General features: G+C 60.2%; 25 protein-coding genes and 1 other RNA gene. 9 read left to right on the plus strand and 17 right to left on the minus strand.

The genetic code is table 11. The features are described from left to right. Positions 1-229 precede the first annotated feature (229 nt). The gene (gene parC, locus HCK86_RS14675) at positions 230-2506 is read right to left on the minus strand and encodes a DNA topoisomerase IV subunit A (protein WP_176085226.1); all 2277 of its coding nucleotides are present in this window, start codon (positions 2504-2506) and stop codon (positions 230-232) included. Between the two features lie 480 nt (positions 2507-2986). On the opposite strand from parC, the gene HCK86_RS14680 reads away from it, so the two are divergent. Continuing rightward, a complete protein-coding gene (locus HCK86_RS14680) occupies positions 2987-4207 on the plus strand; it encodes a hypothetical protein (protein ID WP_176085227.1) in 1221 nt (406 codons plus the stop codon). A gap of 81 nt (positions 4208-4288) precedes the next feature. On the opposite strand, the gene aspS is transcribed toward HCK86_RS14680, so the two are convergent. Further along, complete coding sequence (aspS, locus tag HCK86_RS14685; protein WP_176085228.1) at positions 4289-6076, minus strand: aspartate--tRNA ligase; 1788 nt, start codon at positions 6074-6076, stop codon at positions 4289-4291. A gap of 310 nt (positions 6077-6386) precedes the next feature. Between aspS and rnd the strand changes: the two genes are divergently transcribed. Both rnd and HCK86_RS14695 read left to right on the plus strand, forming a co-directional pair. Then, positions 6387-7532: a ribonuclease D gene (gene rnd / locus HCK86_RS14690; RefSeq protein ID WP_176085359.1), complete on the plus strand. Its 1146-nt coding sequence runs from the start codon at positions 6387-6389 to the stop codon at positions 7530-7532. Positions 7533-7636: 104 nt separating this feature from the next. Next, positions 7637-8986 (plus strand): esterase-like activity of phytase family protein, encoded by a 1350-nt coding sequence (locus HCK86_RS14695; RefSeq protein ID WP_176085229.1) that lies wholly within the window; start codon positions 7637-7639, stop codon positions 8984-8986. A gap of 43 nt (positions 8987-9029) precedes the next feature. Here the strand turns inward: HCK86_RS14695 and HCK86_RS14700 are convergent, their stop codons facing one another. After that, a complete protein-coding gene (locus HCK86_RS14700) occupies positions 9030-9437 on the minus strand; it encodes a DUF2000 family protein (protein WP_176085230.1) in 408 nt (135 codons plus the stop codon). A 112-nt stretch (positions 9438-9549) separates the two neighbouring features. Between HCK86_RS14700 and HCK86_RS14705 the strand changes: the two genes are divergently transcribed. Next, positions 9550-10332, plus strand: coding sequence for an AraC family ligand binding domain-containing protein (locus HCK86_RS14705; RefSeq protein ID WP_246739617.1), 783 nt, complete (start codon positions 9550-9552; stop codon positions 10330-10332). On the opposite strand, the gene ruvB is transcribed toward HCK86_RS14705, so the two are convergent. From ruvB to ruvC, 3 genes are read right to left on the minus strand one after another with little or no spacing between them, the layout of a single operon-like run. Continuing rightward, positions 10333-11373, minus strand: coding sequence for a Holliday junction branch migration DNA helicase RuvB (gene ruvB / locus HCK86_RS14710; protein WP_176085232.1), 1041 nt, complete (start codon positions 11371-11373; stop codon positions 10333-10335). A gap of 55 nt (positions 11374-11428) precedes the next feature. Next, on the minus strand, positions 11429-12052 hold the full coding sequence (ruvA, locus tag HCK86_RS14715) for a Holliday junction branch migration protein RuvA (RefSeq protein ID WP_176085233.1): 624 nt from the start codon (positions 12050-12052) through the stop codon (positions 11429-11431). A gap of 8 nt (positions 12053-12060) precedes the next feature. Further along, positions 12061-12573, minus strand: a complete 513-nt coding sequence (ruvC, locus tag HCK86_RS14720) for a crossover junction endodeoxyribonuclease RuvC (protein ID WP_176085234.1) — start codon at positions 12571-12573, stop codon at positions 12061-12063. A gap of 242 nt (positions 12574-12815) precedes the next feature. Between ruvC and HCK86_RS14725 the strand changes: the two genes are divergently transcribed. Further along, complete coding sequence (locus tag HCK86_RS14725) at positions 12816-13121, plus strand: hypothetical protein (protein WP_176085235.1); 306 nt, start codon at positions 12816-12818, stop codon at positions 13119-13121. 200 nt (positions 13122-13321) lie between these two features. On the opposite strand, the gene HCK86_RS14730 is transcribed toward HCK86_RS14725, so the two are convergent. Beyond that, positions 13322-14209, minus strand: a complete 888-nt coding sequence (locus HCK86_RS14730; RefSeq protein WP_176085236.1) for an oxidoreductase — start codon at positions 14207-14209, stop codon at positions 13322-13324. Positions 14210-14293: 84 nt separating this feature from the next. Here HCK86_RS14730 and HCK86_RS14735 point away from each other — a divergent pair, with 84 nt between their 5' ends. Beyond that, positions 14294-15217, plus strand: coding sequence for a LysR substrate-binding domain-containing protein (locus HCK86_RS14735; protein WP_176085237.1), 924 nt, complete (start codon positions 14294-14296; stop codon positions 15215-15217). Between the two features lie 89 nt (positions 15218-15306). After that, positions 15307-16308 carry an LLM class flavin-dependent oxidoreductase gene (locus HCK86_RS14740; RefSeq protein WP_176085238.1) on the plus strand — a complete coding sequence of 334 codons (1002 nt, stop codon included), beginning with the start codon at positions 15307-15309 and terminating at the stop codon, positions 16306-16308. Positions 16309-16318: 10 nt separating this feature from the next. On the opposite strand, the gene HCK86_RS14745 is transcribed toward HCK86_RS14740, so the two are convergent. The 10 genes from HCK86_RS14745 to HCK86_RS14790 form a co-directional block, all read right to left on the minus strand. Next, the gene (locus HCK86_RS14745; RefSeq protein WP_176085239.1) at positions 16319-16873 is read right to left on the minus strand and encodes an alpha/beta fold hydrolase; all 555 of its coding nucleotides are present in this window, start codon (positions 16871-16873) and stop codon (positions 16319-16321) included. A 79-nt stretch (positions 16874-16952) separates the two neighbouring features. Then, a complete protein-coding gene (locus tag HCK86_RS14750; protein WP_176085240.1) occupies positions 16953-17699 on the minus strand; it encodes a YebC/PmpR family DNA-binding transcriptional regulator in 747 nt (248 codons plus the stop codon). Between the two features lie 206 nt (positions 17700-17905). Further along, positions 17906-18697: an MBL fold metallo-hydrolase gene (locus HCK86_RS14755; protein ID WP_176085360.1), complete on the minus strand. Its 792-nt coding sequence runs from the start codon at positions 18695-18697 to the stop codon at positions 17906-17908. Positions 18698-18818: 121 nt separating this feature from the next. Beyond that, on the minus strand, positions 18819-19214 hold the full coding sequence (locus HCK86_RS14760) for an SRPBCC domain-containing protein (protein WP_176085241.1): 396 nt from the start codon (positions 19212-19214) through the stop codon (positions 18819-18821). Beyond that, positions 19214-19525, minus strand: coding sequence for a metalloregulator ArsR/SmtB family transcription factor (locus tag HCK86_RS14765; protein WP_176085242.1), 312 nt, complete (start codon positions 19523-19525; stop codon positions 19214-19216). The genes HCK86_RS14760 and HCK86_RS14765 overlap by 1 nt, the downstream gene beginning before the upstream one ends. A 62-nt stretch (positions 19526-19587) precedes the next feature. Beyond that, entirely contained in the window at positions 19588-20412 is an 825-nt protein-coding gene (locus HCK86_RS14770; RefSeq protein ID WP_176085243.1) for a YmdB family metallophosphoesterase, read from the minus strand. Between the two features lie 78 nt (positions 20413-20490). Then, a complete protein-coding gene (locus HCK86_RS14775; RefSeq protein WP_176085361.1) occupies positions 20491-21045 on the minus strand; it encodes a 5-formyltetrahydrofolate cyclo-ligase in 555 nt (184 codons plus the stop codon). 75 nt (positions 21046-21120) lie between these two features. Then, a non-coding RNA gene (ssrS, locus tag HCK86_RS14780) (6S RNA) lies at positions 21121-21281 on the minus strand. Positions 21282-21393: 112 nt separating this feature from the next. Further along, positions 21394-21753 carry a cell division protein ZapA gene (locus tag HCK86_RS14785; RefSeq protein WP_176085244.1) on the minus strand — a complete coding sequence of 120 codons (360 nt, stop codon included), beginning with the start codon at positions 21751-21753 and terminating at the stop codon, positions 21394-21396. A gap of 30 nt (positions 21754-21783) precedes the next feature. Beyond that, positions 21784-22065 (minus strand): DUF4164 domain-containing protein, encoded by a 282-nt coding sequence (locus tag HCK86_RS14790; protein WP_176085245.1) that lies wholly within the window; start codon positions 22063-22065, stop codon positions 21784-21786. A 574-nt stretch (positions 22066-22639) separates the two neighbouring features. Between HCK86_RS14790 and tkt the strand changes: the two genes are divergently transcribed. Together tkt and gap are read left to right on the plus strand one after the other, a co-directional pair. Then, positions 22640-24622 (plus strand): transketolase, encoded by a 1983-nt coding sequence (gene tkt / locus HCK86_RS14795; protein ID WP_176085246.1) that lies wholly within the window; start codon positions 22640-22642, stop codon positions 24620-24622. A gap of 250 nt (positions 24623-24872) precedes the next feature. Further along, the gene (gene gap, locus HCK86_RS14800) at positions 24873-25874 is read left to right on the plus strand and encodes a type I glyceraldehyde-3-phosphate dehydrogenase (protein WP_176085247.1); all 1002 of its coding nucleotides are present in this window, start codon (positions 24873-24875) and stop codon (positions 25872-25874) included. The last annotated feature ends 322 nt before the right edge of the window (positions 25875-26196 follow it).

Consider the following 26196-nt stretch of genomic DNA (forward strand, 5'->3'; position numbering starts at 1 on the left):
GTCCCTTTTTCTGACGTCATGCCTGTGCTTGGTCCACAGGCATCCAGCCGACGCGCGTCCGCGCGGCGAAAGACTTTTTTATCCAATGCCATAAAGAGCCTGGATCCCCGTGACGAGCACGGGGATGACGACGGAGAAGAGCTATCTCACCCCAATCAGGCAATCTGAATGACTCTGTCAGCAGTCCGAGGCCCGCAAATCTGCGGACCTTGTTGCTGCTTCGGATATCTCACCCGGTGAACTTGCTCGAGCGCGGGAAGCCCTTGGGCACGATACGGCCTGCCATGGCGCGGTCGCCCATCCATTCGATCAGCTCGTCCTTCGAACGCGAATGGGTCCGCCCCGCACTGTCGCTCCAGCTCAGCCCCTCCGCCATGGCAAAGCACTTGGCATCCGACAGACCGCCATCCTTGTAGCGCTGAAGGCGAACGCCCTTGCCGCGAGCCATTTCCGGCAGCTGCGTGAGCGGGAAGACCAGCATCTTGCGGTTCTCGCCGATGACGGCAACATGATCGCCGGAAACGGGCGTGGAAAGTTTCAGCTCGGCCTTGGCCGAGAGGTTCATCACCTGCTTGCCCTTGCGGGTATTGGCGATCATCCCGTCTTCCTCGATGACAAAGCCCGACCCTTCCGTTGACGCCAGCAGCAGCTTGCGGCCAGCCTCATGGACGAAGGCGGTCACCACGTCCTGATCGGCCTCCATGTCGACCATGATACGCAGCGGCTCGCCATGGCCACGTCCACCCGGAAGCTTGTCGGCACCGAGCGTGAAGGCCTTGCCGCCCGTGGTCAGCACCACCAGCTTGTCCGTCGTCTGCGCCGGGAAGGCAAGCTTCAGCTGATCGCCTTCCTTGAAGGAAAGACCCGCCGTGTCGACATGCCCCTTCAGCGCCCGGATCCAGCCCTTTTCCGAGATGACGACCGTAATCGGCTCCTTCTCGATCATCGCCTGATGAATTGCAGCCTCGTCTGTTTCCGGTGCATCGGCAAAGGTCGAACGGCGGCGGCCAAGCTCGGTCGCCTTGGCGAAGGTCTTCTTCACCTCGCTGATTTCCCAGCCGACCGTCTGCCACTGTTTCTCATCCGATCCGAGCAGCTGCTCGATCTCCGCCTTCTCCGCCGTCAGCCCCTCGAATTCCTTGCGGATTTCGAATTCCTCCAGCTTGCGCAGGGCCCTCAGCCGCATATTGAGGATAGCCTCGGCCTGGACGTCGGTGATCGAGAAACGCTCCATCATCACGGCCTTGGGCTCGTCCTCCTCGCGGATGATGCGGATCACCTCATCGAGGTTGAGATAGGCAACGAGCAGGCCGCCGAGAATTTCCAGCCGACGGTCGATCGCTGCCAGCCGGTGACGCGAGCGACGCACCAGCACCTCGCGGCGATGGCCGAGCCATTCACGCAGCACATCAACAAGGCCCATGACCTTCGGGACCTTGCCCTGCGACAGCACGTTCATGTTCATCGAGAACCGGCTTTCAAGCTCGGTCAGCTTGAACAGCGATTCCATCAGCAGCTCGGGATCGACCGTACGCGTCTTCGGTACCAGCACGACGCGGATATCTTCCGCCGATTCATCCTGAATATCTTCCAGAAGCGGCAGCCGCTTGGCGATCAGCAGCTCGGCAATCTTCTCGATCAGACGCGATTTCTGCACCGAATAGGGAATTTCGGTGACGACGATCTGATAGTTGCCGCGGCCGAGATCTTCCTTCTCCCAGCGGGCGCGCACGCGGAAACCGCCGCGCCCCGTGCGATAGGTTTCGACCATGCTGTCGAAGCTCTCGACGATGATGCCGCCGGTCGGGAAATCCGGGCCCTGGATCATCTGCGCCTTGGGCCCTTCCTGGCCGGGCAGCGTCATGATGTCTTCAACACCGGCGTCGGGATGCTTGATCAGATAGAGCGCGGCCTCGCACAGTTCGTGTGCATTATGCGGCGCGATCGACGTCGCCATGCCGACGGCAATGCCGGAGGCACCATTGGCCAGAAGGTTCGGAAAGGCACCCGGCAGGACGATCGGCTCATCGTCCTCCTCGTTATAGGTCGGGCGGAAATCCACTGCATCCTCGCCAATGCCTTCCAGCATCAGCGCCGCCACCTCGGTCATGCGCGCTTCGGTGTAACGCATGGCTGCAGCGCTATCACCATCGATATTGCCGAAATTGCCCTGACCATCGACCATCGGATAACGCTGGGCAAAATCCTGCGACAGACGCACCAGCGCATCATAGATCGAGGCGTCGCCGTGCGGGTGAAACTTACCCATGACGTCGCCGACGATACGGGCGCATTTCTTGTAGGCGGCATTCGGCCGCACGCCCATCTCGCTCATGGCGTGAATGATGCGGCGGTGCACGGGCTTCAGCCCGTCGCGCACATCCGGCAAGGCCCGGTGCATGATGGTCGACAAGGCATAGGCAAGGTAACGCTCCTCGAGCGCCTTGCGCAGGTCAACCGGATCGATATTATCGCCACCATCAGGCGGAAGAAGATCTTTTCCCATAGAATTCTGTTAGACGATGCAAGGCAGCCGGGCAAGGCGGCCAACGCACACTCCCCTTAAAAATCAGGGCATTCAGCGCGAAGGCAAAGCCTGCGGGGTTGCGCATCACACGCATTTATTGTCCCCTGACAGGGTCCACTCCCTTGCCTGGGAGGCGTTTCCCATCACGATGGTTTAGAGCTGCGGACCTTTCAGCGGCTAGCCCTGTGTTCCGGATGTCTTTTCATCACTCCCACCCGCAGCAAAAAGGTCAGCCAAGCCACTGAGAAAACTGTTCTTTATCGATGTCTGGCGGGAAACAATTCCCGAGCCGGCCGTCCTCTCGATCCGAGCAGAACCGCAGAACATGTCAAATGGAAAGCGAATCCCGGCGGCAGGTTATACCACGCAGGGTTCGCTTTTCGCCTTAGTTCCCGTTATAAGGTCGTTATCATCGCAGCTGCGAGAATGAACAGAAGACGCCCCGGGCCGGAGAGTTTCATGAAGACACATCACGCTTTGATCTTCACTGCCGCCATGCTGGCCATGCCGGTTATGGTAGTTCCGGCACATGCCGTCGACGGCGCAGACTTTCTGAGCAAACTCGAAACCGTGCAGACCGCCCAGTCGAGCCAGACCTTCAGCTATTCCGGCATAGAGGCGGGAGCTGGCAACACCCTGGTGGTCCGCGATTTTCTGCTGAGACCGGCTGACGGCACCGCAACGGATGACAGCTTCCGGCAGGTCGCCCCGGTCGATCTCGTCGTGACCAATCTTCGGGAAAATGCCAATGGCAGCTATGACGCCGATTCGCTGAGCATGCCGGCAACCGAATTTGCCAACAGTGATTCCAGCTTTGGCTTTGGCGCGCTCGTGTTCAGCAATATCCACGTGCCAGCCGTCCCGTCGAATGACAGTTTCGAGGGCCTGTTTCACGCCGATGAAGCGCATGCGACCGGGATTGATGCGTCCTATAACGGAAAAACGGTTCTTACGGTTGACAGGATCGACAACCAGCAGATCTACGACATGGACAGCCAGACCGTCAGCTTTTCCTGGCAGGCCGCCAATCTCGCCTTCGACCTCACGCCGGTCGATACGCTGAATCCGTCCCTCAGGGAGCGGCTGCAAAAACTCGATCTGATGGCGGCAAAGGCCAACCTCTCTTCCGTTGGAACGTGGAACCTTGGAAGCGGCGAGTTGCGGCTCACCTCCGCAAAGGCTGAGATCGACGATGTCGGCGCGATCGAAACCAGCGCCGATCTGATGGGCTTTTCGATGGATACGCTCGGCCAGCTTGATGATCTGACAGGGCTCGCCCTGCCCGGCAAGAGCGATGGCGCTGCGGCGGCGCAGAAGCAGGCGCAATCGCTGGTCCTGATGCAGAAATTCGCCGTCAGCTCGTTCTCGGTTCAGTTTACCGATGCTTCCATCACCGACCGGCTGCTGGAAATGCTGAGCGCCGAACAGGGCCAGAGCAAGGACGCGCTGACTGCCAAACTGCTGAACACGCTGTCTGGTGCCCTCGGCTATTTCAATTCGCCGCCCTTTGCCGCCATGGTCAACAGCGCCGCCAATGCCTATCTTGCCGACCCGAAATCGCTGGAGATCAAGATCCAGCCGCCATCGGCAACACCGATCTTTTCGGTATTTCTCACCGGCCTTGCCGCACCGCAGGCCCTGCCCGGCATGCTCGGCCTTTCCGTGGCCGCCAACCAGTAGCGCGACCGGCTACCGACCCGATCAAAAAAGCCCGGCGGAGCGATCCACCGGGCTTTTCCATCAATTGGAGGGAAGGACCGATCAGTCCTTCTTCTGCGGAATGATCCGCAGCGCCAGTTCGCGCAGCTGTGTCGGGCTTGCCTCGGCGGGCGCGCCCATCAGCAGATCCTGCGCCTGCTGGTTCATCGGGAACAGCGTGATCTCGCGCAGGTTCTTCGCGCCGACCAGCAGCATGACGATACGGTCGATACCGAAAGCGCAGCCACCATGGGGCGGTGCGCCATACTGGAAGGCGCGATACATGCCGCCGAAACGTTCCTCGACATCGGCCTTGGACAGACCGACCAGCTCAAACGCCTTGACCATGGTGTCCGGCGACTGGTTACGGATCGAGCCCGAGGCAATTTCGAAGCCGTTGCAGACAGCATCATACTGGAAGGCCTTGATCGTCAGCGGATCCTGGTTCTCCAGCGCTTCGAGACCACCCTGCGGCATGGAGAAGGGATTGTGCGAGAAGTCGATCTTCTTCTCGTCCTCGTTCCACTCGTAGAAGGGGAAGTCGACGATCCAGCACAGTTCGTAACGATCGCGGTCAACAAGGTTCAGTTCCTCACCGGCGCGGGTGCGGGCTTCACCGGCAAACTTGACGAATTTCTCCGGCAGGCCGGCAACGAAGAAGCAGGCGTCGCCATCTTCAAGGCCGAGCTGGCTGCGGATCGCATCGGTGCGCTCCGGACCAATATTCTTGGCCAGCGGACCGGCGCCGACGATCTCTTCGCCTTCCTTGCGCCAGAAGATGTAACCGAGGCCGGGCTGGCCGGAGGACTGCGCCCAGGAATTCATCCGGTCGCAGAAGGCGCGGCTGCCGCCGGTCTTGGCCGGGATCGCCCAGACTTCGACCTTCGGATCCTTTTCGATCATGCCGGCAAAGACCTTGAAGCCGGAACCGGCGAAATGCTCGGTGACAGCTTCCATCTCGATCGGGTTTCTCAGATCCGGCTTATCGGTACCATATTTGCGCATCGCCGTGTCGTAGGGAATGCGCGGCCACTTCTGGGTCACCGGCTTGCCTTCGGCAAACTTTTCGAACACCGAGGTCATGACGGGTTCCATCGTTTCCCAGACATCTTCCTGGGTCACAAAGCTCATCTCGACGTCGAGCTGATAGAACTCGCCCGGCAGACGGTCGGCGCGCGGGTCTTCATCGCGGAAGCAGGGTGCGATCTGGAAGTAGCGGTCGAAACCAGCCACCATGAGCAGCTGCTTGTACTGCTGCGGTGCCTGGGGCAGTGCGAAGAACTTGCCCTGATGGATACGGCTCGGCACGAGAAAGTCGCGCGCGCCTTCCGGCGAGGAAGCCGTCAGGATCGGCGTGGTATATTCGCCAAAACCGGCATCGGTCATCAAAGAGCGCATCTGGGTGATGATCTTGGTGCGCTTGACGATATTGGCGTGCAGCGTCTCGCGGCGCAGATCAAGAAAGCGATACTTCAGGCGAACATCTTCAGGATAGTCCGGCTCGCCGAAGACCGGCAGCGGCAGTTCCTTGGCAGTGGAGAGGATTTCGATCTCTTCGGCGTAGAGTTCGATCTCACCCGTGGCCATATTTGCGTTCACAGTTTCCTCGGTGCGGGCGCGCACCTTGCCGTCAACGCGAATCACCCACTCGCCGCGCACTTTCTCGGCGGTGGCGAAAGCTTTCGAATCCGGATCAACCACGACCTGCGTCATACCGTAATGGTCGCGCAAATCGATAAAGAGGAGGCCACCATGGTCGCGGACACGATGCACCCAGCCGGACAGGCGGGCGATGGTACCGACATCGGACTTCTTAAGGGCGGCACAGCTGTGACTGCGATAGCGATGCATAATTTAATCCTGAGTGCGTTCATGGGGCGGTCTGCCGCTTCGATCAAGCGGTCGCCCCAATAGAAAATCTGGCGGAAAAACGCATGGTGGGGCCTGTTTGTCAAGGCAATCCGGCCAGTTTGGGGCAATGGAACAAAATTCCCCGCCGCAAGAGTGCCGCGAACCAGCCGTTGCAGTGTCGCCGGAACGCACCAGCAACGGCACATCGGCGGCCTGAGAGCGGCTGAGTGCGCTCCATTTGAGCGCAGCGCTTGACATGAGCCGCTCAAAGGCAAAGGAAAGAATGAACACACGAAACCAATTGATGATGATGATCGAAACAACCGCTGCGCTTACCGAGGCCTGCCAGACGCTGGCCCAATCCGACTTTGTCACCGTAGATACGGAGTTTCTCCGTGAAAGCACGTTCTGGCCGGAACTCTGCCTGATACAGATGGCGAGCCCGGAGCTGGAAGTTCTGGTTGATCCCCTGGCCAAGGGCATCGATCTTGCGCCTTTTTTCGAACTGATGGCCAATCCGAACGTAACCAAGGTTTTTCATGCCGCCCGCCAGGATCTGGAGATTGTCTACCATCTTGGCAATATGCTGCCGGCACCGCTGTTTGACACCCAGGTGGCAGCAATGGTCTGCGGCTATGGCGACAGCATTTCCTATGATCAGCTCGTTGCCCGCACCACGGGCGTAACGCTTGACAAGTCATCACGCTTCACCGACTGGCGCCACCGGCCGCTCAATGAAAAGCAGCTGACCTATGCCCTGGCCGATGTGACGCATCTGCGCGAGGTTTACAAAAAGCTGATGCAGCAGCTGGAGCGCGAAGGCCGCACCGCCTGGCTGACCGAGGAGATGGCGGTGCTGGAATCACCGGCCACCTACGACCTCCCGCCGGACGAGGCCTGGACCCGGCTGAAGATGCGGGTGAAAAAACCGATCGAGTTCGCGGTGATGAAAGCCGTTGCCGAGTGGCGCGAAAACGAGGCGCGGGGCCGCAACGTGCCGCGCGGCCGGGTGCTGAAGGATGACGCCATTTACGAGATCGCCCAGCAGCAGCCGCAGACGCCGGAAGCGCTGGCGCGGCTGCGCATGATCCCGAAAGGCTGGGAACGCTCATCCTCCGCCCATGGGCTGATCGAGGCGGTCAAATCCGCCTTCATGATCCCGAAGGCCGACCTGCCGCGGGTTCCCCGCCCCGCCCAGCCGCCGGAAGGCGCTGCGGCAGCTGCGGAACTGCTCAAGGTGCTGCTGAAGATCATTGCCGATCAGCAGCAGGTCGCAGCCCGCGTGATCGCCTCTTCGGATGACCTTGACCAGATCGCCGCCCATGGCGAGGCGGCCGAGGTTGCCGCCATGTCGGGCTGGCGCCGGGAACTGTTCGGAGAACCGGCACTGAAGCTGATCAATGGCGACATGGCGCTGCGCTTTGTCGACAAGAAGGTGCAGATCGTCACGCTGTAACATTGCGTCACCAGAAATACATGCAAAGTTTACACAAGCTTAAAGCGGCCGACATGTTCGGCCGTTAGCTCCTTTGGTGTTTTCACCACCATCGGGGACTTTTGATGAAATCTCTTTTTCTTGCAGCACTTGCCACCCTTGCTGCGGGCACCGCCCTTGCCGATGAAACCGTTTTTCCGGCAAGGCTTGCCGCCCACGCCATCCTGCCGGGCAATACGATCATCGCCGCACCGGCCGATGCGCCAGCCTATATTCAGACCTCGGCCAAATTTCTGAAACTTGGCGTGCCGCGCGTTGATGCCGTCGGCTCCGTCGCCGGCATGGATGGCAAGCGCCCGACGGGCCTTGCCACGCCGTTTGCCGGTCAACCGATGCAGGGCTTTTCCGGCATCAAGGCCATGGATGACGGCACGTTCTGGAGCCTGTCTGACAATGGCTTCGGCTCCAAGGCCAATTCGTCGGACGCCGCGCTGATGATCCATCACCTCGCCTTTGACTGGGACAAGGGCACGGTCACGCCGGTCACGACGATCTTCCTGTCGGATCCGGACCGGATCGCCCCCTTCCCGATCGTGCTCGAGGGATCTGACAGCCGCTATCTCACCGGCGCCGATTTCGATATCGAATCGATCCAGCCTGTCGCCGATGGTTTCTGGATCGGCGACGAGCTTGGTCCCTATGTGCTGAAATTCAATCCTGAAGGCCAGCTGCAGGCGGTCTATGACACGCTGGCCGATGGCAAGCCCGTGCGCTCGCCCGACAATCCGGCTCTGTCGCTGCCCAATCCCGGCGGCAAAATGCCCACCTACAACCTGCCGCGCTCGGGCGGTTATGAAGGCATGGCGATTTCACCCGATGGTGCCCATCTCTACGCCCTGCTGGAAAAGCCGCTTGTCGGCGAGGATGGCAAGCCTGAGACCGTTGACGGCCACGAGGCGCTACGGGTTCTGGAGTTCGATACCGCCAAAGCCGACTGGACCGGTCGTTTCTGGTTCTATCCGCTTTCGGACGGCGGCACCAATATCGGCGATTTCAACATGATCGACGCCACGACCGGCCTGATCATCGAGCGCGATGGCGGTGAAGGCGACCCGGCGCTTGCTTGCGCCGACAGCAGCAAGGATGCGACGGACTGCTTCGCCCACCCGGCGCTGCACAAGCGCATCTACAAGATCGAAATGACGGATGAAAACGCAAACGGCGCTGCCCGCAAGATCGGCTATATCGACCTGATGAACATCGCCGATCCGGACGGCCTTGCCCGCCAGGGCGGCGCGGACGGCATCTATACCATGCCCTTTGTCACCATTGAGAATGTGGACGTCATTGACCCGACCCATATCATCGTCGGCAATGACAATAACCTGCCCTTCTCCGCCGGCCGCAAGCTGGATGCCGTTGACAACAATGAGTTCGTCATTCTGGATGTCGCCGATTTCCTGAACGCCAAGTGATCAGCGAAAACGAGTCCCGGCCGCAATGGGCGGCCGGGATCTTTCAGGAATGCATCTTTGCACCTTTGGTGATCTTATCGGCGAGCTTCCTGTCGGCGGAAAAGGCAATCCCCGCCACTTTCGCATCTTCCGGCGCGAATTCCGCAAAGACCGCCCTGTTGGCGGCATCATGGCCGGTCGAGAACATCTCCTCGATATAGAGTGCCGTCGCAACACCACGCGAAATGGCACGTTCCTGCACCTTTGCAAGCGTCACCTGATCACCTGCAAGGATGATGATCGGCTGGGCGCAGAGCGGGTGATAGACATTGCCGGCACGATCCCTGTATTCTTCGCCGATCAGTGATGGATCAGCCGCGCCGACGCCCGTCGCCAGAAAGGCGGTCACGTTGAGCTTCTGCCAGGTTGCGAGATCATCGCGAACGACAATGATGAATTTGGTTTCAAACATGGGAAGTAACTCCGGTCTTGGCTTTCAGAAAGCAGATTTCAGCTCGGACCTAACGGATCCAGCCACCGGCGGTCTTGAACCTTTGTGCAGACCGGGGAGCGATGCCATTCACATGGCTGCAGGCAACAGCCGGATCGAGCGCATCGAAGCGCGATTTCAGGGCAATGGCTTTTCGCCGCACCGCCATGACACCTATGCGCTCGGAATCACGCTTTCAGGGATCCAGACCTTTTCCTATCGCGGTGAGGCTCGCGTCTCGACGGCTGGCCGGCTGATCGTTCTCCATCCCGACGAACTGCATGATGGCGGTGCGGGCGGGAAGGACGGACTCACCTATCGCATGCTCTACCTGCCGCCAGAACTGATCGCGGCAGCCGGAGAACGTGCAGCAGCCCCCCTGCCCTTTGTCGGCGATCCCGTGGCCGACGATCCGGCGCTGCGGCATGCCCTTATCGACGCACTCAGTGATTTGCAAAGCCCGCTTTCGGGGCTGCAGCTGGATGATGCTGTGACCGGTATTGCCTCGGCGCTTGCGCGCATGGCGGGCGAGATCCCGCGCCGACAGGAAATTGACCGGCGCGCAATGACGCGCTTGGCGCAGCGGCTGCGCGAGGAGTGTGTCAATCAGCTCGGATCGCGCGTGCTGGAGGCAGAAACCGGCCTTGATCGCTTTACGCTTGCCCGCCAGTTCCGCGCTGCCTTCGGCACAAGCCCGCACCGCTATCTGATCCAGCGGCGCCTTGACCATGCCCGACAGATGATGGCCCGGGGTGTTTCGCTGGCCGAAGCCGCAACGGCATCCGGCTTCGCCGACCAGGCCCACATGACCCGGCATTTCGGCAGGACCTACGGTATGACACCAGGACACTGGCGGGCGCTCAGACGCACAGCGTAATCAGTCATCCTCGTCGAAAAGCCGGAACTGTGTCATGTCCAGCTCTTTCGGCGGATTGAGGCCGAGATGCTTCCATGCGGTGGCCGTCAGCACACGGCCACGCGGGGTGCGCTGGATGAAGCCCTGCTGGATCATATAGGGTTCGATAATATCCTCGATCGCATCGCGCGGCTCCGACAGCCCCGCGGCGATGGTTTCTATGCCGACGGGACCGCCGCCAAAATGGCGGGCGATCATGTTGAGATAGCGCCGATCGAGCTGATCAAGCCCCATATTGTCGACCTCGAGCCGGGTCAGCGCCTCATCGGCAATGATGCGCGAGACTTCATCTTCGCCCGCCACATCGGCAAAATCACGCACCCGGCGCAACAGACGACCGGCGATGCGCGGCGTGCCACGGGCGCGCCTTGCAATTTCGCGTGCGCCATCTTCCGCCATGCCGAGCCCCATCAGCCGGGCGCCGCGCCGGATGATCAGTTCCAGCTCCTCGACCGTATAAAAGTTCAGCCGCACCGGAATCCCGAAACGGTCCCTGAGCGGCGTGGTCAAAAGCCCGAGCCGGGTGGTGGCCGCCACGAGTGTGAACTTGGCCAGATCGATCTTGACCGAGCGGGCGGCGGGGCCCTCACCAATGATCAGATCGAGCTGGAAATCTTCCATCGCCGGATAGAGAATCTCCTCAACCGCAGGGTTGAGCCGGTGAATTTCATCGATGAACAGCACATCGCGCTCTTCAAGATTGGTCAGAAGTGCCGCCAGATCGCCCGCCTTGGCGATTACCGGCCCGGAAGTTGCCCGAAAATTGACCCCCAGCTCCTTCGCCATGATCTGCGCCAGCGTGGTCTTGCCGAGCCCCGGCGGGCCGACAAATAGCACATGGTCCAGCGCCTCGCCGCGCTTCTTCGCCGCCTCGATGAAGATCTTGAGATTGGCACGCGCTTCTGCCTGGCCGGTGAAATCATCCAGCGATTGCGGGCGCATCGCCGCATCAATATCTTCGCCGCGTTTCTCAGGCGCTATCAGGCGGGTGTCATCACTCATGATTCAGTCGGTATCCATTGATTGCGGGCACGGCCAAGATGACCATAGAGAAAGATCAGTGCTGCGCCAATTCCTTCAGGCCGAGACGGATCAGCGTCGCGCTTTCAGCCCCCTCGCCGGCATTTTTCAAAGCTGCGGCCACGGCACCGGCCGCCTGATCGCGTGAATAGCCGAGATTGGCAAGCGCCGAAATCGCATCGGCGACAGGCGCGGCAACGGCGCCCTCGCCGACATCCTTGCGAAAGGCGATCGCTTCATTGTCGCCCGCCGAAAGACCCGCCGGCACCTTGTTCTTCAGCTCGGTGACAATGCGGGTCGCCACTTTCGGGCCCACGCCTTGCGCCCGGGAAATCGCCGTCTTGTCGCCAAGCGCGATCGCATTGGCGATTTCGCCGGTGGCGAGCGTCGACAGGATCGCAAGTGCCACGCGCGCGCCCACGCCCTGAACACTTTGCAGAAGGTTGAACCAGCCGCGTTCCTCACCCGTGCGGAAACCATAAAGACGGATCATGTCCTCGCGCACGAAGGTCTCGATCACCAGACTGACTGCCTCGCCGGGCGAGCCGATCCGCGACAATGTCCGCGCCGAACAATAGGCGACATAGCATACGCCATGTACGTCGATGAGCACATGATCGTCACCGATCTCATCAATCACGCCCTTGAGCTTGCCAATCATATCATCCCCTAGCCGGCCAATGCGGCCTTGAGCAGACGGTTTCCGCCGCGATTATGCGCGTGACAGACCGCAATCGCCAGCGCATCCGCGGCATCGCTGCCCTTGAACTGAACACGCGGCATCAGAACCTTGATCATCATATGGATCTGTTCCTTTTCACCGTGGCCAACACCGATAACCGCCTTCTTGACCGCATTCGGGGCATATTCCGCCACCGGAAGCCCTGCCAGCGAGGGCACCAGCAGCGCAATGCCGCGGGCCTGGCCGAGCTTCAGCGTCGCCACGGCATCCTTGTTGACGAAGGTCTGCTCAACCGCAGCCTCGTCCGGGCGGTAGCCGTGCACGACCTCCGACAGGCCGTCATGCAATTGCCGCAGCCTGGAGGGCAGATCCAGCTGGCCATCACTCGTGACCGTGCCCGAGGCAACAAAACGCAGCGAGTTGCCAAGCGTCTCGATCACGCCCCAGCCAGTCCGCCGAAGCCCCGGGTCTATCCCCAAAATCCGAATCGTCTTTTCCATGAACAAACCTTACCGATGACGGCCGCAGGCTTCCACAGAAAAGTGAACAAAACAAAAACATAGCGAATTTTCTGAGACCGGCGGTCACGGCATGCAAGGACGCATCCGTCAGAATTATTTTGCGAAAATCATCGTATCGCGCGGTCTTGCTGGGCATTGATCGCCAGCCGGGGGAGCCACAGGCCGATGATTGCGCGGTGGCCGCGCCCCCGGTCAACCCTTTAAAAAGAGGATATCGCTGAATGAAGACCAGAATCGCCATCATGGCCCTCGCCGTTTTCGTTGCCGCACCGGCTTTCGCTGGCGAGACCGAAGTTGAAAACAGCAAACTGCCGACATTCACCGCCGACAAAATCGAAGAAATCGACGACAGTTCTGTCGCACTCAAGGGAGATGTAAAGATCTTCCTCGGTGACCACACCTTGCAGACCGACGAAGCGATTCTCACCTTCGATGACGAAAGGTCGGTCACGATCGATGCCGGCAAGATCACCATCATCGCAGAAGATGATGGCGCCGAAGCCCAGGGTGCTGACAACGCGAAATAGGGCGATCAGAAGCAGGGATCGCTCCTTCGTCTTCAAGATGCGAGAGAAGACGCTGCAGCCATCGACACCGGCCCTGGCAGGACGATCCGGGCCTTGCCTGCGAAACGCGCGCAGGCAAGGCATTTGAGCTGGCCTTGCCGCCGTTGCGGCGGCCAGACAGATGCGGAACGGTCAGCCTTGCGGGGCCGAGCCTGCCGTCCTCACGCCATGGACGCTATCGCATTCAGGCGTTTCAGCTGATCCTCGCCGAGCGTCAGCGCTGCGGCATCAATATTGTCCTTCAGGTGCGCCCGCTTCGAGGTACCCGGAATGACAAGCATGTTGGGGCTGCGCTGCAACAGCCAGGCCAGCGCCACCTGCTGGGCCGAAGCGCCAAGCTCCGCCGCGACCTCATCTAGCGCCTGCGACTGATACGGCGCGAAACCGCCAAGCGGAAAATAGGGCACATAGGCGATGCCCTGTTCGGCCAGGCTGTCGATCATCGCATCATCATCACGGTGAACCAGATTATAGTGGTTCTGAACACAGACCACGGGGGCAATATCCTGGGCGATCTGGATCTGCGCTTGCGTTACGGTGGAGAGCCCGATATGGCCAATCAGCCCCTCCTCCTGAAGCTGGCGCATGGTCCGCATCGGCTCCAGCAGGGCAGCGTCTTCACTGAAACCGGCCACACTGCCCATGCGCAGGTTGACGATCGGCACCTGATCAATTTTCAGGCGCAGCAGATTATCCTCGACGGATTTGCGCAGGAAATCTGGTGCGTGGTTCATGTTCCAGCCGCCCTGATCATCCCGCCAGCCGCCGATCTTGGAAACCAGAACCAGATTTTCAGCGTAGGGATGAAGCGTTTCGGCGATCAACCGATTGGTGACATAGGGACCATAGAAGTCACTGGTGTCGATATGGTCAATGCCGAGCGCAAGCGCCTCTTTCAGAACGGCACGGCATTCTTCCGGATCTTTCGGCTCGCCGAAGACATGCGGACCGGCCAGCTGCATGGCGCCGAAGCCCATGCGGTTGACGGAAAGATCACTTCCGGGAAAGGTGAAGCGACCGGCTGCAGATGCGGGTGTTGAATGGCTCATGATGCTCTCCTTCATTGGCTGCAGCGGATATAGGCCTCCCCCGACCGGTTGATAATCCGCACAAACACGAATAGGGTGATCGATATGTCGAACAATCGTATTCTGCCTCCGCTTGATGGCCTCTTCACCTTTCTCGCCGTGTCGCGTGCCGGCGGTTTTCGCGCCGCTGCCAACCGGCTCGGCGTCTCCCCCTCCACCGTCAGCGAGACGATTGCACGGCTGGAAGCGGAGCTTGGCGTGCCGCTGATCATCCGCACCACCCGCAGCATCAATCTGACGGAGGCAGGCCGTACTCTGGCAGCCCGGCTTGAACCGGTGATCGCGGAAACGCGATCGGCGATCGCCGAGGCCACGAGCATGGATGGTGTCGTGCGCGGCCGGTTGAAGCTGCAGGTGCCCGGCGCGGTGATGATGGATATATTGCCACCGCTGATCGACGGCTTCTTGCAGAAAAATCCTGAGGTTCAGATCGAGATTATCGTCGATGACCAGCTGACCGACATGGTCACCAAAGGCTGTGATGCAGGGATCCGTTACGGTGAGCATCTGGCGCAGGACATGATCGCAATTCCCATTGGTCCGCGCCAGCAATGGGGTGCGCTGGCCGCAGCACCGGCCTATCTGGAACGGCGCGGCACGCCCGACCATCCACGCGCGATCCTCGATCATGAATGTATCCGCTTGCGCTTCGCCAGCGGCGCACTGACGGAATGGGAATTCGAAAAGGATGGCGAGACAATCGCCATCGATCCGCTCGCACGCCTGATCGTCGGCACGTCCGGCTGGCGCGGCGCCGTTGGTCTTGCCGTTGCCGGCCACGGACTGATCCTGACCTTCGGAAACTGGCTGGAACCCTATTTCGAACGTGGGGAACTGGTTCCCGTCATGAAAGACTGGTGGGTGCCGTTCGAGGGGCCGTTCCTCTACTATTCCAGCCGGCTGACACCGCGCCCCTTACGCGCCTTCATCGATCACATCACCGAAGAACGCAAAGCCGCAGAGCAATAGCGGCAAGTGGCAGCAGCTATTTTTTTGCAAATCATCTGATTAATTCCTAAGTGACAGGTAAACCGTTCCGAACGAGACAGGATTTTCCGATGACTGCATTTTCGATACTCGACCTCTGCCCCGTCGTTGAAGGCGGCACCGTCGGTGAGGCACTGGATGCGACCCGGCAGATGGCGAAAGCGGCCGAGACTGCGGGCTACACCCGCTTCTGGCTCGCCGAGCATCACGGCATGATCGGCATTGCCAGTGCGGCGACCTCCATTGTGATCTCGGAAGCGGCGCGCGCCACCGAGACCCTGCGCGTCGGTGCCGGTGGCGTGATGCTGCCGAACCATTCGCCGCTGGTGATTGCCGAACAGTTCGGCACGCTGGCAGCGCTCTATCCCGGACGCATCGATCTCGGTCTTGGCCGCGCGCCCGGCACTGACATGCTGACTGCGCGCGCCCTGCGGCGCAATCTCGAAGCGGGCGCTGAAAGCTTCCCCAACGACATCCTCGAATTGCAGGCCTATCTCGGTGACGCCGCCGAAGGACAGAAGCCGATAGCCACGCCGGGCGCTGGCACCCATGTGCCGCTTTATCTGCTCGGCTCCAGCCTCTACAGCGCCCATCTGGCCGCAGCCCTTGGCATGCCTTACGCCTTCGCCTCGCATTTTGCCCCGGAAATGCTGTTTCAGGCGCTCGATATCTATCGCCGTAACTTCAAGCCGTCGCCAGAGCTCGAAAAGCCCTATGTGATTGCCGGCGTTCAGGGGGCGATGGCCGAGACCGACGAGGAGGCGGACTTCCTCTTCACGTCCGGCCTGCAAAGCTTCGTGGCGCTCAGGCGCAATGCCCGTGGCAAGATGCCGCCGCCAGTCAAATCCATGGATGGCATCTGGAGCGAAATGGAAAAACTGTCGCTGGAGCATACCTTCCAGTTCGCCGTCGTCGGCGGACCGGAAAAGGCCAGGACCAAAATGGCGAAATTCGTCGCCGATACCGGCGCCGATGAGGTGATCATCTCGATGCCAATTCATTCGGTGGCAGCACGGCTGAAATCAGTCGCCCTGTTTGCCGAGATGCGCCACGCCCTGAAGCAAGCGGCCTGACCGCCTTCCCTCAGCCGAATTTGCGGCGGAGCCAGTCCCGGGCGAGGCTCGTATCCTCGCCCGCCGGTGCCCAGCCATGGCCGCTGTCGAGCCACATCAGATCGACATCGGCACCGGCATTGCCAAGCGCTGCCGCAAGCCGTTCGGCATCTTCAAGCCTGCGCCGGGAATCCTCCCGCCCCGCCAGAAGCAGAACGGGCTTGGTTTCAAGGACAGGAAAACGGTCCGTCAGCGGCTCCGGCCGCAGCAGGATCGCGCCGGAGAACCGCGCCGGCGCCAGAGATAGCAGGGCCTGTGCCATCACCGCACCACGCGAATAGCCAACAAGTACCGAAGGCTCAGAGCCGCCCCCCGGCAGTTGCGCCATCAGCGCTCGCGCCCGGTCCGCGGCAAGCGCCCGATCAAAGCCGCGTCCGTCCTCCCGTTTTTCGAGAAAAGTGAAGCCTGCGCCGTCAATCAGCGCACCAACCGGCAGAATATGCCGTGCATCCGGTGCAATCGCTTCGGCAAACCGGCCCCAGTCCGCCGGGCCACCAGCGCTCCCATGTAGCAGGATCAGTTCCATCACCTACCTCCCCGCAAATGAAAACCGCCCGACCAAGACAGGTCAGGCGGCTCCATAAAGTCATGAATTCAGCGAAATGTCAGGCCGAAAGCTTGGCCATGGTCTCGTCGTCGACTTCAAAATTGGAATAGACGTTCTGGACATCGTCATCATCTTCCAGATTTTCGATCAGCCGCATCAGCGAGGTCGCCTTTTCCTCGTCCACCGGAATGGTGTTCTGCGGCTTCCAGATCGCCTTGACGCTTTCGGCTTCACCAAGCGCGTCTTCCAGCGCCTTGGAAACCTCGTTGATCGCCTCGAAGGCGCAATAGATGGTGTGGCTTTCCTCGTCGCTCTCGACATCGTCGGCGCCGGCTTCGATCGCGGCCTCCATGACGGTGTCGGCATCGCCGGCTTCGACCTTGTAGACGATCTCGCCGACATGATCGAAGGAGAAGGAGACCGAGCCGGTTTCGCCCAGTGCGCCGCCCGCCTTGGTGAAGATCGAGCGGACATTGGAAGCGGTACGGTTGCGGTTGTCGGTCAGCGCCTCGACGATGATGGCAACACCGCCCGTACCGTAACCCTCATAGCGGACCTCGTCATAATTCTCCGCATCACCGCCGGCCGCCTTCTTGATCGCGCGCTCGATATTGTCCTTCGGCATGGACTGGGCCTTGGCGTTCTGGATCGCCAGACGCAGGCGCGGGTTCATGTCGGGATCAGGCATGCCGGTCTTGGCCGCGACGGTGATTTCGCGCGCCAGCTTGGAAAACATTTTCGAGCGCACCGCGTCCTGACGGCCCTTGCGGTGCATGATATTCTTAAACTGTGAATGGCCAGCCATGTGCTCCGCCCCTTGAATGCTTTTGAACGCCTGAGCACCCGGCATCCCGAAGGGCGACGAAACGGTGCTCTACCTGTTAGGAACCGCGCATCACATCCGCCAGGACCTGTTTCCGGCCCAGAGCCCGGATGCGCTGGATTGGGCGCCTTATACGGGTGCGAGCGCCCGCGTTCAAGAGCTTCAAGCGTTTTCCGCAGCGCGAATGCCTACCAGACACCCTTCAGCAGCAGGATTTCAGGCGTCTTCGGCAATGTTGTGAGCGAAACCCTCAGCGTCGGCTGCTCGGAATAGACGACATCATATTGCCCCTGAAACAGCCCGGCAAAGGCGCGCACCGGCGCGCCGGTGCGATGCATCGGCAGCACGATGGAAGAGTGCAGCCGCTCGATCACGTTGGACATGCTCTGCGGCCCGAGCGTCAATCCGCCATCGATAGGCACCATGACCACATCGAGACGACCGATCCGGGCGATATGCCCGTCGGTCAATTCATGATGCAGATGGCCGAGATGGCCGATGCACAGCCCCGCCACCTCGAAGATGAAGATGGAATTGCCATCCGCTTCGAAACTGCCGAAGGCGCGGATATCGGTGGTCACATTGCGGATCAGCACGTCATCGACGACGAGATTATGCTCCGCCGGCAGGCCGGGCGCATCGCCCCAGCCATGCAGCACATAATCGATCGCCGGATCCGGCAGCATGGTGAAATGGCTCTGATGCGCCTTGTTCATGGTGGCGACATCGGGCGGCCCGCCGGGGATCACGGCGCCGGCATAATCGGTTGCGATCCGCACACCACCCGGCGTCTCGATCACAAAGGTCGAATGGCCGACAAAAGTAATCGCCACCTCCGGCGCCTGATAGGCAACCGGCGCGAAGCTGGCAAAGGTGACATGCGGCAGCGCCTCGGCAATCGCCTGGCACTGGCTGACCGGCGGGCGCTCCTGCGCCTGCGCTGCGGAGACAGCGAGGGCAATAGAGGCCGGAACGAGCATCGCGATCAGACGAAGCACTGCCTTTCCCTCCAGATTTTACGGATCGGGACAGCATGCGGGAGCGACGGGGAAAAATCCATGGACGCCGGCCACGCCGGCGTTCACACGTTCGTGAGCATCCTCAGACCGCCTCGAGCTCCGCCTTGAGCCGCGGCAGCACGGTATTCCTCCAGCCGGGGCCCATATTATCAAAGGCAAAGCGGTGTCTTGGATTGGTGAAATCGAATCCCTTCTGCTCCAGCCGCAACACCGTCGCATCGCCTTCCTGCCGGAGCTCCCAGTGCAATTCGAAGTCACCGAAACGGTAGACCAGACGTTTCTCCGGCTCCGCAACAATGACGCAGCAGTTGATCATGCCCCAGTTTCCCATGTCCATGGTGAAGCAATGGCCGACCACCGCCGCAATGTCACCCGGCCGCCACCAGCCGGCAATGCCTTCAGGCGTCGAAATCCGCTCCCAGACCCTGGCAGGAGTGGTCCTGATACGCTGCTCAACAACCACGCTCTCAGTTTTCATCAATGGCCCTCTTCAAGATCGGAACACAGCGCCGCGAGCTGGGTTTTCCAATAGCGTTCGAAAGGTTGAAGCCAGTCGTTGAGGGCAAGAAGCGGTTCGGCATTCAGCGCATAGATCCGCTCTCGCCCACTCTTCGTCTCGCTCACCAGGCCGGCCTGCCGCAAGATACCGAGATGTTCCGAAACCGCCGGCCGGCCGATATCGAATGCCTCGGCGATGGCACCGGCCGTCCGCTTTTCGATCAGCAGCATTGACAAAATCTGTCGTCTGGCCGGGTTGGAGAGCGCGGAAAAGAGGGCATCATGTTGCATGACGCCATTATGTCGGAAAAAGCCGACACGTCAACTTTTTCCGACGTTTTATTCGGCGGAGCCTATGACCAGAACGACGGCACCGTTTCCTCAAGCCTCGGGCCAAGGCGCAAGGGGGCGATCTTCTCGGCAAGGCCGGTGGCATCGGAAATCTCGACGCCGACGCCGCAGATCGTCGCCGGGCCGCTGGCTGCCTCGAAGCGGTTCTTGTTCATCTTCGAGACGAAGCGGTTGAGCGGCTCTTCCTTGTCCATGCCGAGCGAGGAATCATAATCGCCGCACATGCCGGCATCCGACATATAGGCCGTGCCGCCATTGAGGATCTGGCAATCGGCGGTCGGCACATGGGTATGGGTGCCGACGACAAAGCTGGCGCGTCCATCGACGAAATGACCGAAGGACTGCTTCTCGCTGGTCGCCTCGGCATGGAAATCGAAGATGATCGCGTCGACCTGCTCCTTTAGGGGGCAAGCTTCGAGAATCGTCTCGCCCGCCTTGAAGGGGTCATCAAGTTCGGGATGCATGAAGACGCGCCCCATGATGTTGGCAACAAGCACGCGCGCGCCATTGCGGGCATAAAATATGCCCGAGCCGCGGCCCGGCGTTCCGGCGGGATAATTCGCCGGTCTGAGAAACTGCTCATGCCGGTCGGCAAAGATCACCGCATCACGCTGGTCCCAGACATGATTGCCGGTCGTCACCACATCAGCGCCGGCATTGATGGTTTCCTGAAAAATCGCCTCGGTGATGCCGAAACCGCCAGCTGCATTCTCGCCATTGACGACAACGAAGTCGAGTTGCAGATCGCTGATCAGACCCGGAAGCCGGTCCCAGACAGCCTTGCGCCCGGTGCGCCCGACCATATCCCCCAAAAACAGAAGCCGCATAATTCCCTTTCCAAGCCCCGCCGGACGGCTATCCGCGGAACCGAACATCTATAGTCGTGACCGGCATCGGGCCGGCCTTCACGCGCCGCAGCGGTGAAAACCGCTCTCCGTCAGCACCGCATCAAGCGGCACATCATGCGCCTCGGCAGCCACAAATGGCACTTCTTGGAGATCAAAGGCAATACCGATCATCATCGGACGGCGATTGGCGGCGATCAGACGCGCTATGGCGCGGTCATAATGCCCCGCCCCATAGCCAATCCGGTTTCCGGCCAGATCAAAGCCCGCAAGCGGCATCAGCAGGATATCGGGATCGACGGTTTCAGCATCGCTGCCGGGCGCCATGGTGCCGAAACCACCGGCAACCAGCACGCAGCCCTTGCGGTGATGCCGGAAAAGAATGGTTTCGCGATCCAGCACCACGGGCAGCGCGATCCGCGCACCGACATCTTCCAGCGTCTCCAGCAGCGGCCGGACATCGACCTCGGAACGGATCGGGAAATAGCCGGACACGACCCTGCCCGCGACCTTTTCGGCAAGGGCCGCCGTGCCGGAAGCGGCGATAGCAAGGCTCTTTTGTGCGCGTTCTTCAGGTGAAAGGCTGTCGCGCCGGGCAAGGCAATCCCTGCGCATCGCGTCTTTTCTGGCGCGTTGATCTTCCACCGGCACTCTCCGGAAAAGCTGGCCTGAGGCCAGAGGAAAAGAGAAGTGCGATCCACAACAACCGGTGGAATGAGTAGATCCTGGGCGCCTACATAAGTAGGTGGGTGCCATATATCCCAGCCCACGGGCCAGGTCAGGGACAGCTCCCTTAGGATCGAGTAAGGCCCCGAGGATTCAATGTATCCTGCCGAGAGGCGCAGACCGCAGGATCTATATAAAGCGGAAAAGGCGCCCCTTAAAGAGGCGCCGTGACACTTGCCGTACGATTTTTCAAATTCACTGAAAAAGTGCCGTGAAAAGCACCGTCCTGTCGCAGACTCAGCCTGCCGTGATCTTCGCCGAAAGCGCTGAAATTCTGGAAGAAAGTGCCTCGAGCGCAGCAGCGATCTCGGCCTCGCGGGCACCGGTCTCAGCGCCTGCCGTTTCTTTCTCGCCACGCAGCGCCTGAAGCTCGGCAAGATTGCTTTCCAGCTGGGCACGCGTATCGCTGAGTTCATCAATGATCATGATCCCCGCCATGACCGTCAGGCGCAGATCGCCGATCTCGCCGAACTGGCCACGCAGATGCGAGACATAGCCGTCAAACCGGGCGGCAAGATCATGCAGATGATCTTCCTGGCCCGCTTCGCAGGCCATTCGATAGGCCTTGCCGTCAATGGTAACCGTTACCTGCGCCATGCACGGCCTCCTGCGGCAGCGATCTCACACTCATTTCTCATGATCAAGCACCGCCCGAATGGTCTCCATCGCCGTGACAAGTCTGCGCGACACCTCACGATTGACCTCCTCAAGACGATTGGCCTTGAACTGAGCCTGGTCGAGTTCGCGCGCAAGTCCTGCCCGGTCGGCATGGACGATACGGACCTCATTTTCCAGATTCTCGCGGTCCTTGAGCGTCTCAAGCCGGGCATCAACCGCCTCTTCAAGGCCGGAAAGTGCCCTGTCGATTGCCTGAAGGGCCTGATTGAGATTGCCCGCTGCTGCCGCCATCATCACCTCTTGCCGTGACCACTGCCTGCCGAAATCCAAATTCCCGCATGACTTGTAGAGCCAAGCCACACCACCAGAAATCGTTGAGAATCGACAAACTCGCCATTGTTTTCAACGCGATCTTATGGATGCTTTACAGCCCGCGTCAACAAAACCCTGTGGATGCAGCGACTTCCCCCGCACGGAACTGTGGACGGCGCAGGCAGGCCAAAGCGGCCAGAGCCCCTGACCAGAACCGTGCCAGCAAATATTAATCGTTTGAATTGTCTTATAGCAAGGCAAGTGTCATAAAGAGGGTCTAGAAGGCTTCAAGCCGCAGGAGCCTCCGAAGCGTTTTGAATGCCGGGTTGGCGGTGCCAGAATATGCGGTAGATGACCGTCAGGAAATGGTGTAGGGTCCGTGCGTCTTCAGGTTTGCAGTGGGAAAAAGTCATTTTTTTCTGCCCCGCACGACCGGCCTACACCGGACCTGGGCGCATGCAAACGGCATTTTAAGCCTGCTGGCGGGATCTCCCAGTCCTGGCAGTAAAATCTGAGATTTATTGTTTCCCGAATCAAGAAAAGCGAAAGACCCATGACTTCTCGTGACAAACACAATCGGATGGCAAATGCGATCCGTTTCCTGTCGATGGATGCCGTGCAGAAGGCCAACTCGGGGCACCCCGGGCTGCCGATGGGTGCCGCCGACGTTGCGACAGTTCTGTTCACACAGTTTCTGACCTTCGATCCGAAGAACCCCCGCTGGCCGAACCGTGACCGGTTCGTGCTGTCGGCGGGCCATGGCTCCATGCTGCTCTACTCCCTCTTCTATCTTCTCGGTTATGAAGATGTGACGCTCGAGGATCTGAAGCAGTTCCGCCAGCTTGGTTCGAAGACCGCCGGCCACCCTGAATACGGTCACGTTGCTGGCGTCGAAACCACCACTGGCCCGCTTGGTCAGGGTGTTGCCAATGCCGTTGGCATGGCGATCGCCGAGCGCAAGCTTGCCGATGAATTCGGCACGGATCTGATGGACCACTATACCTATGCATTGTGCGGCGATGGCTGCCTGATGGAAGGTATCAGCCAGGAAGCCATCGCGCTGGCCGGCCATCTGAAGCTGAACAAGTTGATCCTGCTCTGGGACAACAACTCGATCACCATCGACGGCGCCGTTTCGCTGGCCGATTCGACCGACCAGCATGCCCGCTTCCGCGCCTGCAACTGGAACACCATTGCCGTGGACGGCCACAATCCGGATGAGATTGCCGCTGCCATTGCCGAGGCCAAGAAATCCGACAAACCGACCATGATCGCCTGCAAGACGACCATTGGTTACGGTGCACCGAAGAAGGCCGGCACCAACAAGGCGCACGGCTCGCCGCTCGGCGATGAGGAAATCGCAGCCACGCGGGCCGCACTTGGCTGGGAATACCCGCCCTTCGAGGTACCGGAAGACATTCTTGATGCCTGGCGCGTTGCCGGCCTGCGCGCCACCAAGGTACGCGTTGAATGGGAAGACCGTCTGGATGCCGCCAAGGCGGAGACCAAGGCCGAATTCAACCGCCGCTTCGCCGGCGAACTGCCCGGCGCCTTCGAGCCTGCCATCCAGGCCTACAAGAAGAAGCTGGCTGAGGAGAAGCCGAAGCTTGCCTCGCGCAAGTCCTCGCAGAATGCGCTGGAAGTCATCAATGGCGTTGTTCCGGAAACCATTGGCGGCTCTGCCGACCTGACCGGTTCCAACAACACCGATACCAGCCAGACCGCCGGCATCACGCCCGATGATTTCTCCGGCCGCTTCCTGCACTGGGGCATCCGCGAGCATGCGATGGCGGCGGCGATGAACGGTATCGCGCTGCATGGCGGGCTGATCCCCTATTCCGGCGGCTTCCTGATCTTCTCCGATTACTGCCGCACCTCGGTGCGTCTGGCAGCCCTGATGGGCATTCGCGTGATCCATGTCTGGACGCATGATTCCATCGGCGTCGGCGAAGATGGCCCGACCCATGAGCCGGTCGAGCAGATGGCTTCGCTGCGAGCGATCCCGAACCTTTTGATGTTCCGCCCGGCCGATGCCACGGAAACGGCGGAATGCTGGCAGCTGGCGCTTGAAAACAAGCACCGTCCGTCCGGCCTGGCGCTGACCCGCCAGAACCTGCCGCCTGTCCGCACCGAATATACGGAAAAGAACCTCTGCGGCACGGGTGCCTATGATCTGGTTCCTGCTGATGCTGCCGAAGTGACCATCTTCGCCAGCGGTTCTGAAATCGGCGTCGCCGTCGATGCCCAGAAGGTGCTGGATGCCAAGGGCATTTCGACCCGCGTTGTCTCCGTTCCCTGCATGGAACTGTTCTTTGAACAGCCGGAAGACTATCAGAAGGCCGTTATCGGCAATTCGCCGATCAAGGTCGGCATTGAAGCGGCCATTCGCATGAGCTGGGATGCCTTTATCGGTTCGGACGGCATCTTCATCGGCATGACCGGTTACGGTGCTTCGGGCAAGGGCGAAGAGCTGTTCAAGCATTTCGGCATTACGCCGGAGGCCGTTGTTGAAGCGGTCGAAGCCAAGCGCGTCTGATTCGTCGCTTTGTACAAGAATGACACCTGGCCTTTCCCTACAATGGCCAGGTGTACCCGCCCCCTCTGGCCGCGCTTCGGTTTGACCCGGATCACGGCATGCGTATTTCAACCGGTTAAGCTGCCGCTCGCGCCGCAGGCTTGCCACATTTCCGCGATGGCTTCTTTTCCGGCGATTGCGAAGCGTATAAGAGAGATACCGGTTGCTCTGCGATGATTGATCAATACTCGCTGAAATGGGAGTTCATAAAATGACTGTAAAAGTTGCCATCAACGGCTTTGGTCGTATCGGCCGCAATGTGCTGCGTGCCATTCTCGAAAGCGGTCGCAAGGACATTGAAGTCGTTGCGATCAACGACCTGGGCCCGGTTGAGACCAATGCCCACCTGCTGCGCTATGATTCCGTTCATGGCCGCTTCCCGCACGAAGTCAAGGTTGACGGGGACACGATCGACGCCGGCCTCGGCCCGATGCGCGTCACCGCGATCCGCGATCCGAAGGAACTGCCCTGGAGCGATGTTGATATTGCGCTGGAATGCACCGGCATCTTCACCGCCCGCGAAAAGGCAGCCATGCTGCTCGAAAGCGGCGCAAAGCGCGTTCTGGTCTCCGCTCCGTCCAAGGGCGCCGACAAGACCATCGTCTACGGCGTCAACCACAACACGCTGACCAAGGACGACCTGATCGTTTCCAACGGTTCGTGCACCACCAACTGCCTTGCTCCGGTTGCCTATGTGCTGAACAAGGCTTTCGGCATCGAACGCGGCTACATGACCACGATCCACTCCTACACGGGTGACCAGCCGACGCTCGACACGATGCACAAGGACCTGTACCGCGCCCGTGCCGCTGCCCTGTCGATCATCCCGACCTCAACGGGTGCTGCAAAGGCTGTCGGTCTCGTTCTGCCGGAACTGAACGGCAAGCTTGACGGCTCCTCGATCCGCGTTCCCACCCCGAATGTTTCGGTTGTCGACCTGAAGTTCGTTCCGAGCAAGGAATGCACCGCCGAAGAAGTCAACGCTGCGGTCAAGGCTGCTGCCGAAGGCGAACTCAAGGGCGTTCTCGGCTATACCGACGAACCGCTGGTTTCGCGTGACTTCAACCACGATCCGCATTCCTCGATCTTCGCCGATGCCCAGACCAAGGTTCTGGAAGGCAAGCTCGTGCGCGTGCTGTCCTGGTACGACAATGAATGGGGCTTCTCCAACCGTATGGCCGACGTCGCCGTCGCCATGGGCAAGCTGCTCTGATCGAAAAGATCGCTTATTGCTCCGCTTGCGGGGCATGATGAACAGGCCGGTTCTCCGGCCTGTTTTTTTGTGTCCGCATCACCGCCCCTCTTCCGCCACGGCATGAAACATTGACGGGACCGGCCGTGCAGAGCTGATCAGTGTAGATTACATATATATATTTCAATGACAGCCGCAGTAATTCCGGGTTCACATCTACAACCCCAAGCCCACACGCTGTGAGACCGGTTCGCTGCAACGCCCTTGGCGGCAGATCCGATGTAGATGGGGACGACGATACATCAATGTTGCTGGCCGAAAAGCTGCGTGCTAATTTTAATTG

The sequence above is a fragment of the Martelella sp. HB161492 genome, from assembly GCF_013184775.1.
Classification (GTDB): domain Bacteria; phylum Pseudomonadota; class Alphaproteobacteria; order Rhizobiales; family Rhizobiaceae; genus Martelella.

Excerpts from the sequence above, each read along its gene's own strand:
- aspS (WP_176085228.1), bottom strand. The coding sequence starts at position 6,076 with ATGCATCGCTATCGCAGTCACAGCTGTGCCGCCCTTAAGAAGTCCGAT.
- HCK86_RS14750 (WP_176085240.1), bottom strand. The coding sequence starts at position 17,699 with ATGGCTGGCCATTCACAGTTTAAGAATATCATGCACCGCAAGGGCCGT.
- ruvA (WP_176085233.1), bottom strand. The coding sequence starts at position 12,052 with ATGATTGGCAAGCTCAAGGGCGTGATTGATGAGATCGGTGACGATCAT.
- HCK86_RS14760 (WP_176085241.1), bottom strand. The coding sequence starts at position 19,214 with ATGAAAACTGAGAGCGTGGTTGTTGAGCAGCGTATCAGGACCACTCCT.
- HCK86_RS14735 (WP_176085237.1), top strand. The coding sequence starts at position 14,294 with ATGTCGAACAATCGTATTCTGCCTCCGCTTGATGGCCTCTTCACCTTT.
- ruvB (WP_176085232.1), bottom strand. The coding sequence starts at position 11,373 with ATGAGTGATGACACCCGCCTGATAGCGCCTGAGAAACGCGGCGAAGAT.
- gap (WP_176085247.1), top strand. The coding sequence starts at position 24,873 with ATGACTGTAAAAGTTGCCATCAACGGCTTTGGTCGTATCGGCCGCAAT.
- HCK86_RS14700 (WP_176085230.1), bottom strand. The coding sequence starts at position 9,437 with ATGTTTGAAACCAAATTCATCATTGTCGTTCGCGATGATCTCGCAACC.
- HCK86_RS14725 (WP_176085235.1), top strand. The coding sequence starts at position 12,816 with ATGAAGACCAGAATCGCCATCATGGCCCTCGCCGTTTTCGTTGCCGCA.
- rnd (WP_176085359.1), top strand. The coding sequence starts at position 6,387 with ATGATCGAAACAACCGCTGCGCTTACCGAGGCCTGCCAGACGCTGGCC.
- HCK86_RS14755 (WP_176085360.1), bottom strand. The coding sequence starts at position 18,697 with ATGCTCGTTCCGGCCTCTATTGCCCTCGCTGTCTCCGCAGCGCAGGCG.
- HCK86_RS14695 (WP_176085229.1), top strand. The coding sequence starts at position 7,637 with ATGAAATCTCTTTTTCTTGCAGCACTTGCCACCCTTGCTGCGGGCACC.
- HCK86_RS14745 (WP_176085239.1), bottom strand. The coding sequence starts at position 16,873 with ATGGAACTGATCCTGCTACATGGGAGCGCTGGTGGCCCGGCGGACTGG.
- HCK86_RS14730 (WP_176085236.1), bottom strand. The coding sequence starts at position 14,209 with ATGAGCCATTCAACACCCGCATCTGCAGCCGGTCGCTTCACCTTTCCC.
- HCK86_RS14785 (WP_176085244.1), bottom strand. The coding sequence starts at position 21,753 with ATGGCGCAGGTAACGGTTACCATTGACGGCAAGGCCTATCGAATGGCC.
- HCK86_RS14680 (WP_176085227.1), top strand. The coding sequence starts at position 2,987 with ATGAAGACACATCACGCTTTGATCTTCACTGCCGCCATGCTGGCCATG.
- ruvC (WP_176085234.1), bottom strand. The coding sequence starts at position 12,573 with ATGGAAAAGACGATTCGGATTTTGGGGATAGACCCGGGGCTTCGGCGG.
- HCK86_RS14765 (WP_176085242.1), bottom strand. The coding sequence starts at position 19,525 with ATGCAACATGATGCCCTCTTTTCCGCGCTCTCCAACCCGGCCAGACGA.
- HCK86_RS14705 (WP_246739617.1), top strand. The coding sequence starts at position 9,550 with ATGGCTGCAGGCAACAGCCGGATCGAGCGCATCGAAGCGCGATTTCAG.
- HCK86_RS14790 (WP_176085245.1), bottom strand. The coding sequence starts at position 22,065 with ATGGCGGCAGCAGCGGGCAATCTCAATCAGGCCCTTCAGGCAATCGAC.
- parC (WP_176085226.1), bottom strand. The coding sequence starts at position 2,506 with ATGGGAAAAGATCTTCTTCCGCCTGATGGTGGCGATAATATCGATCCG.
- tkt (WP_176085246.1), top strand. The coding sequence starts at position 22,640 with ATGACTTCTCGTGACAAACACAATCGGATGGCAAATGCGATCCGTTTC.
- HCK86_RS14740 (WP_176085238.1), top strand. The coding sequence starts at position 15,307 with ATGACTGCATTTTCGATACTCGACCTCTGCCCCGTCGTTGAAGGCGGC.
- HCK86_RS14770 (WP_176085243.1), bottom strand. The coding sequence starts at position 20,412 with ATGCGGCTTCTGTTTTTGGGGGATATGGTCGGGCGCACCGGGCGCAAG.
- HCK86_RS14775 (WP_176085361.1), bottom strand. The coding sequence starts at position 21,045 with ATGCGCAGGGATTGCCTTGCCCGGCGCGACAGCCTTTCACCTGAAGAA.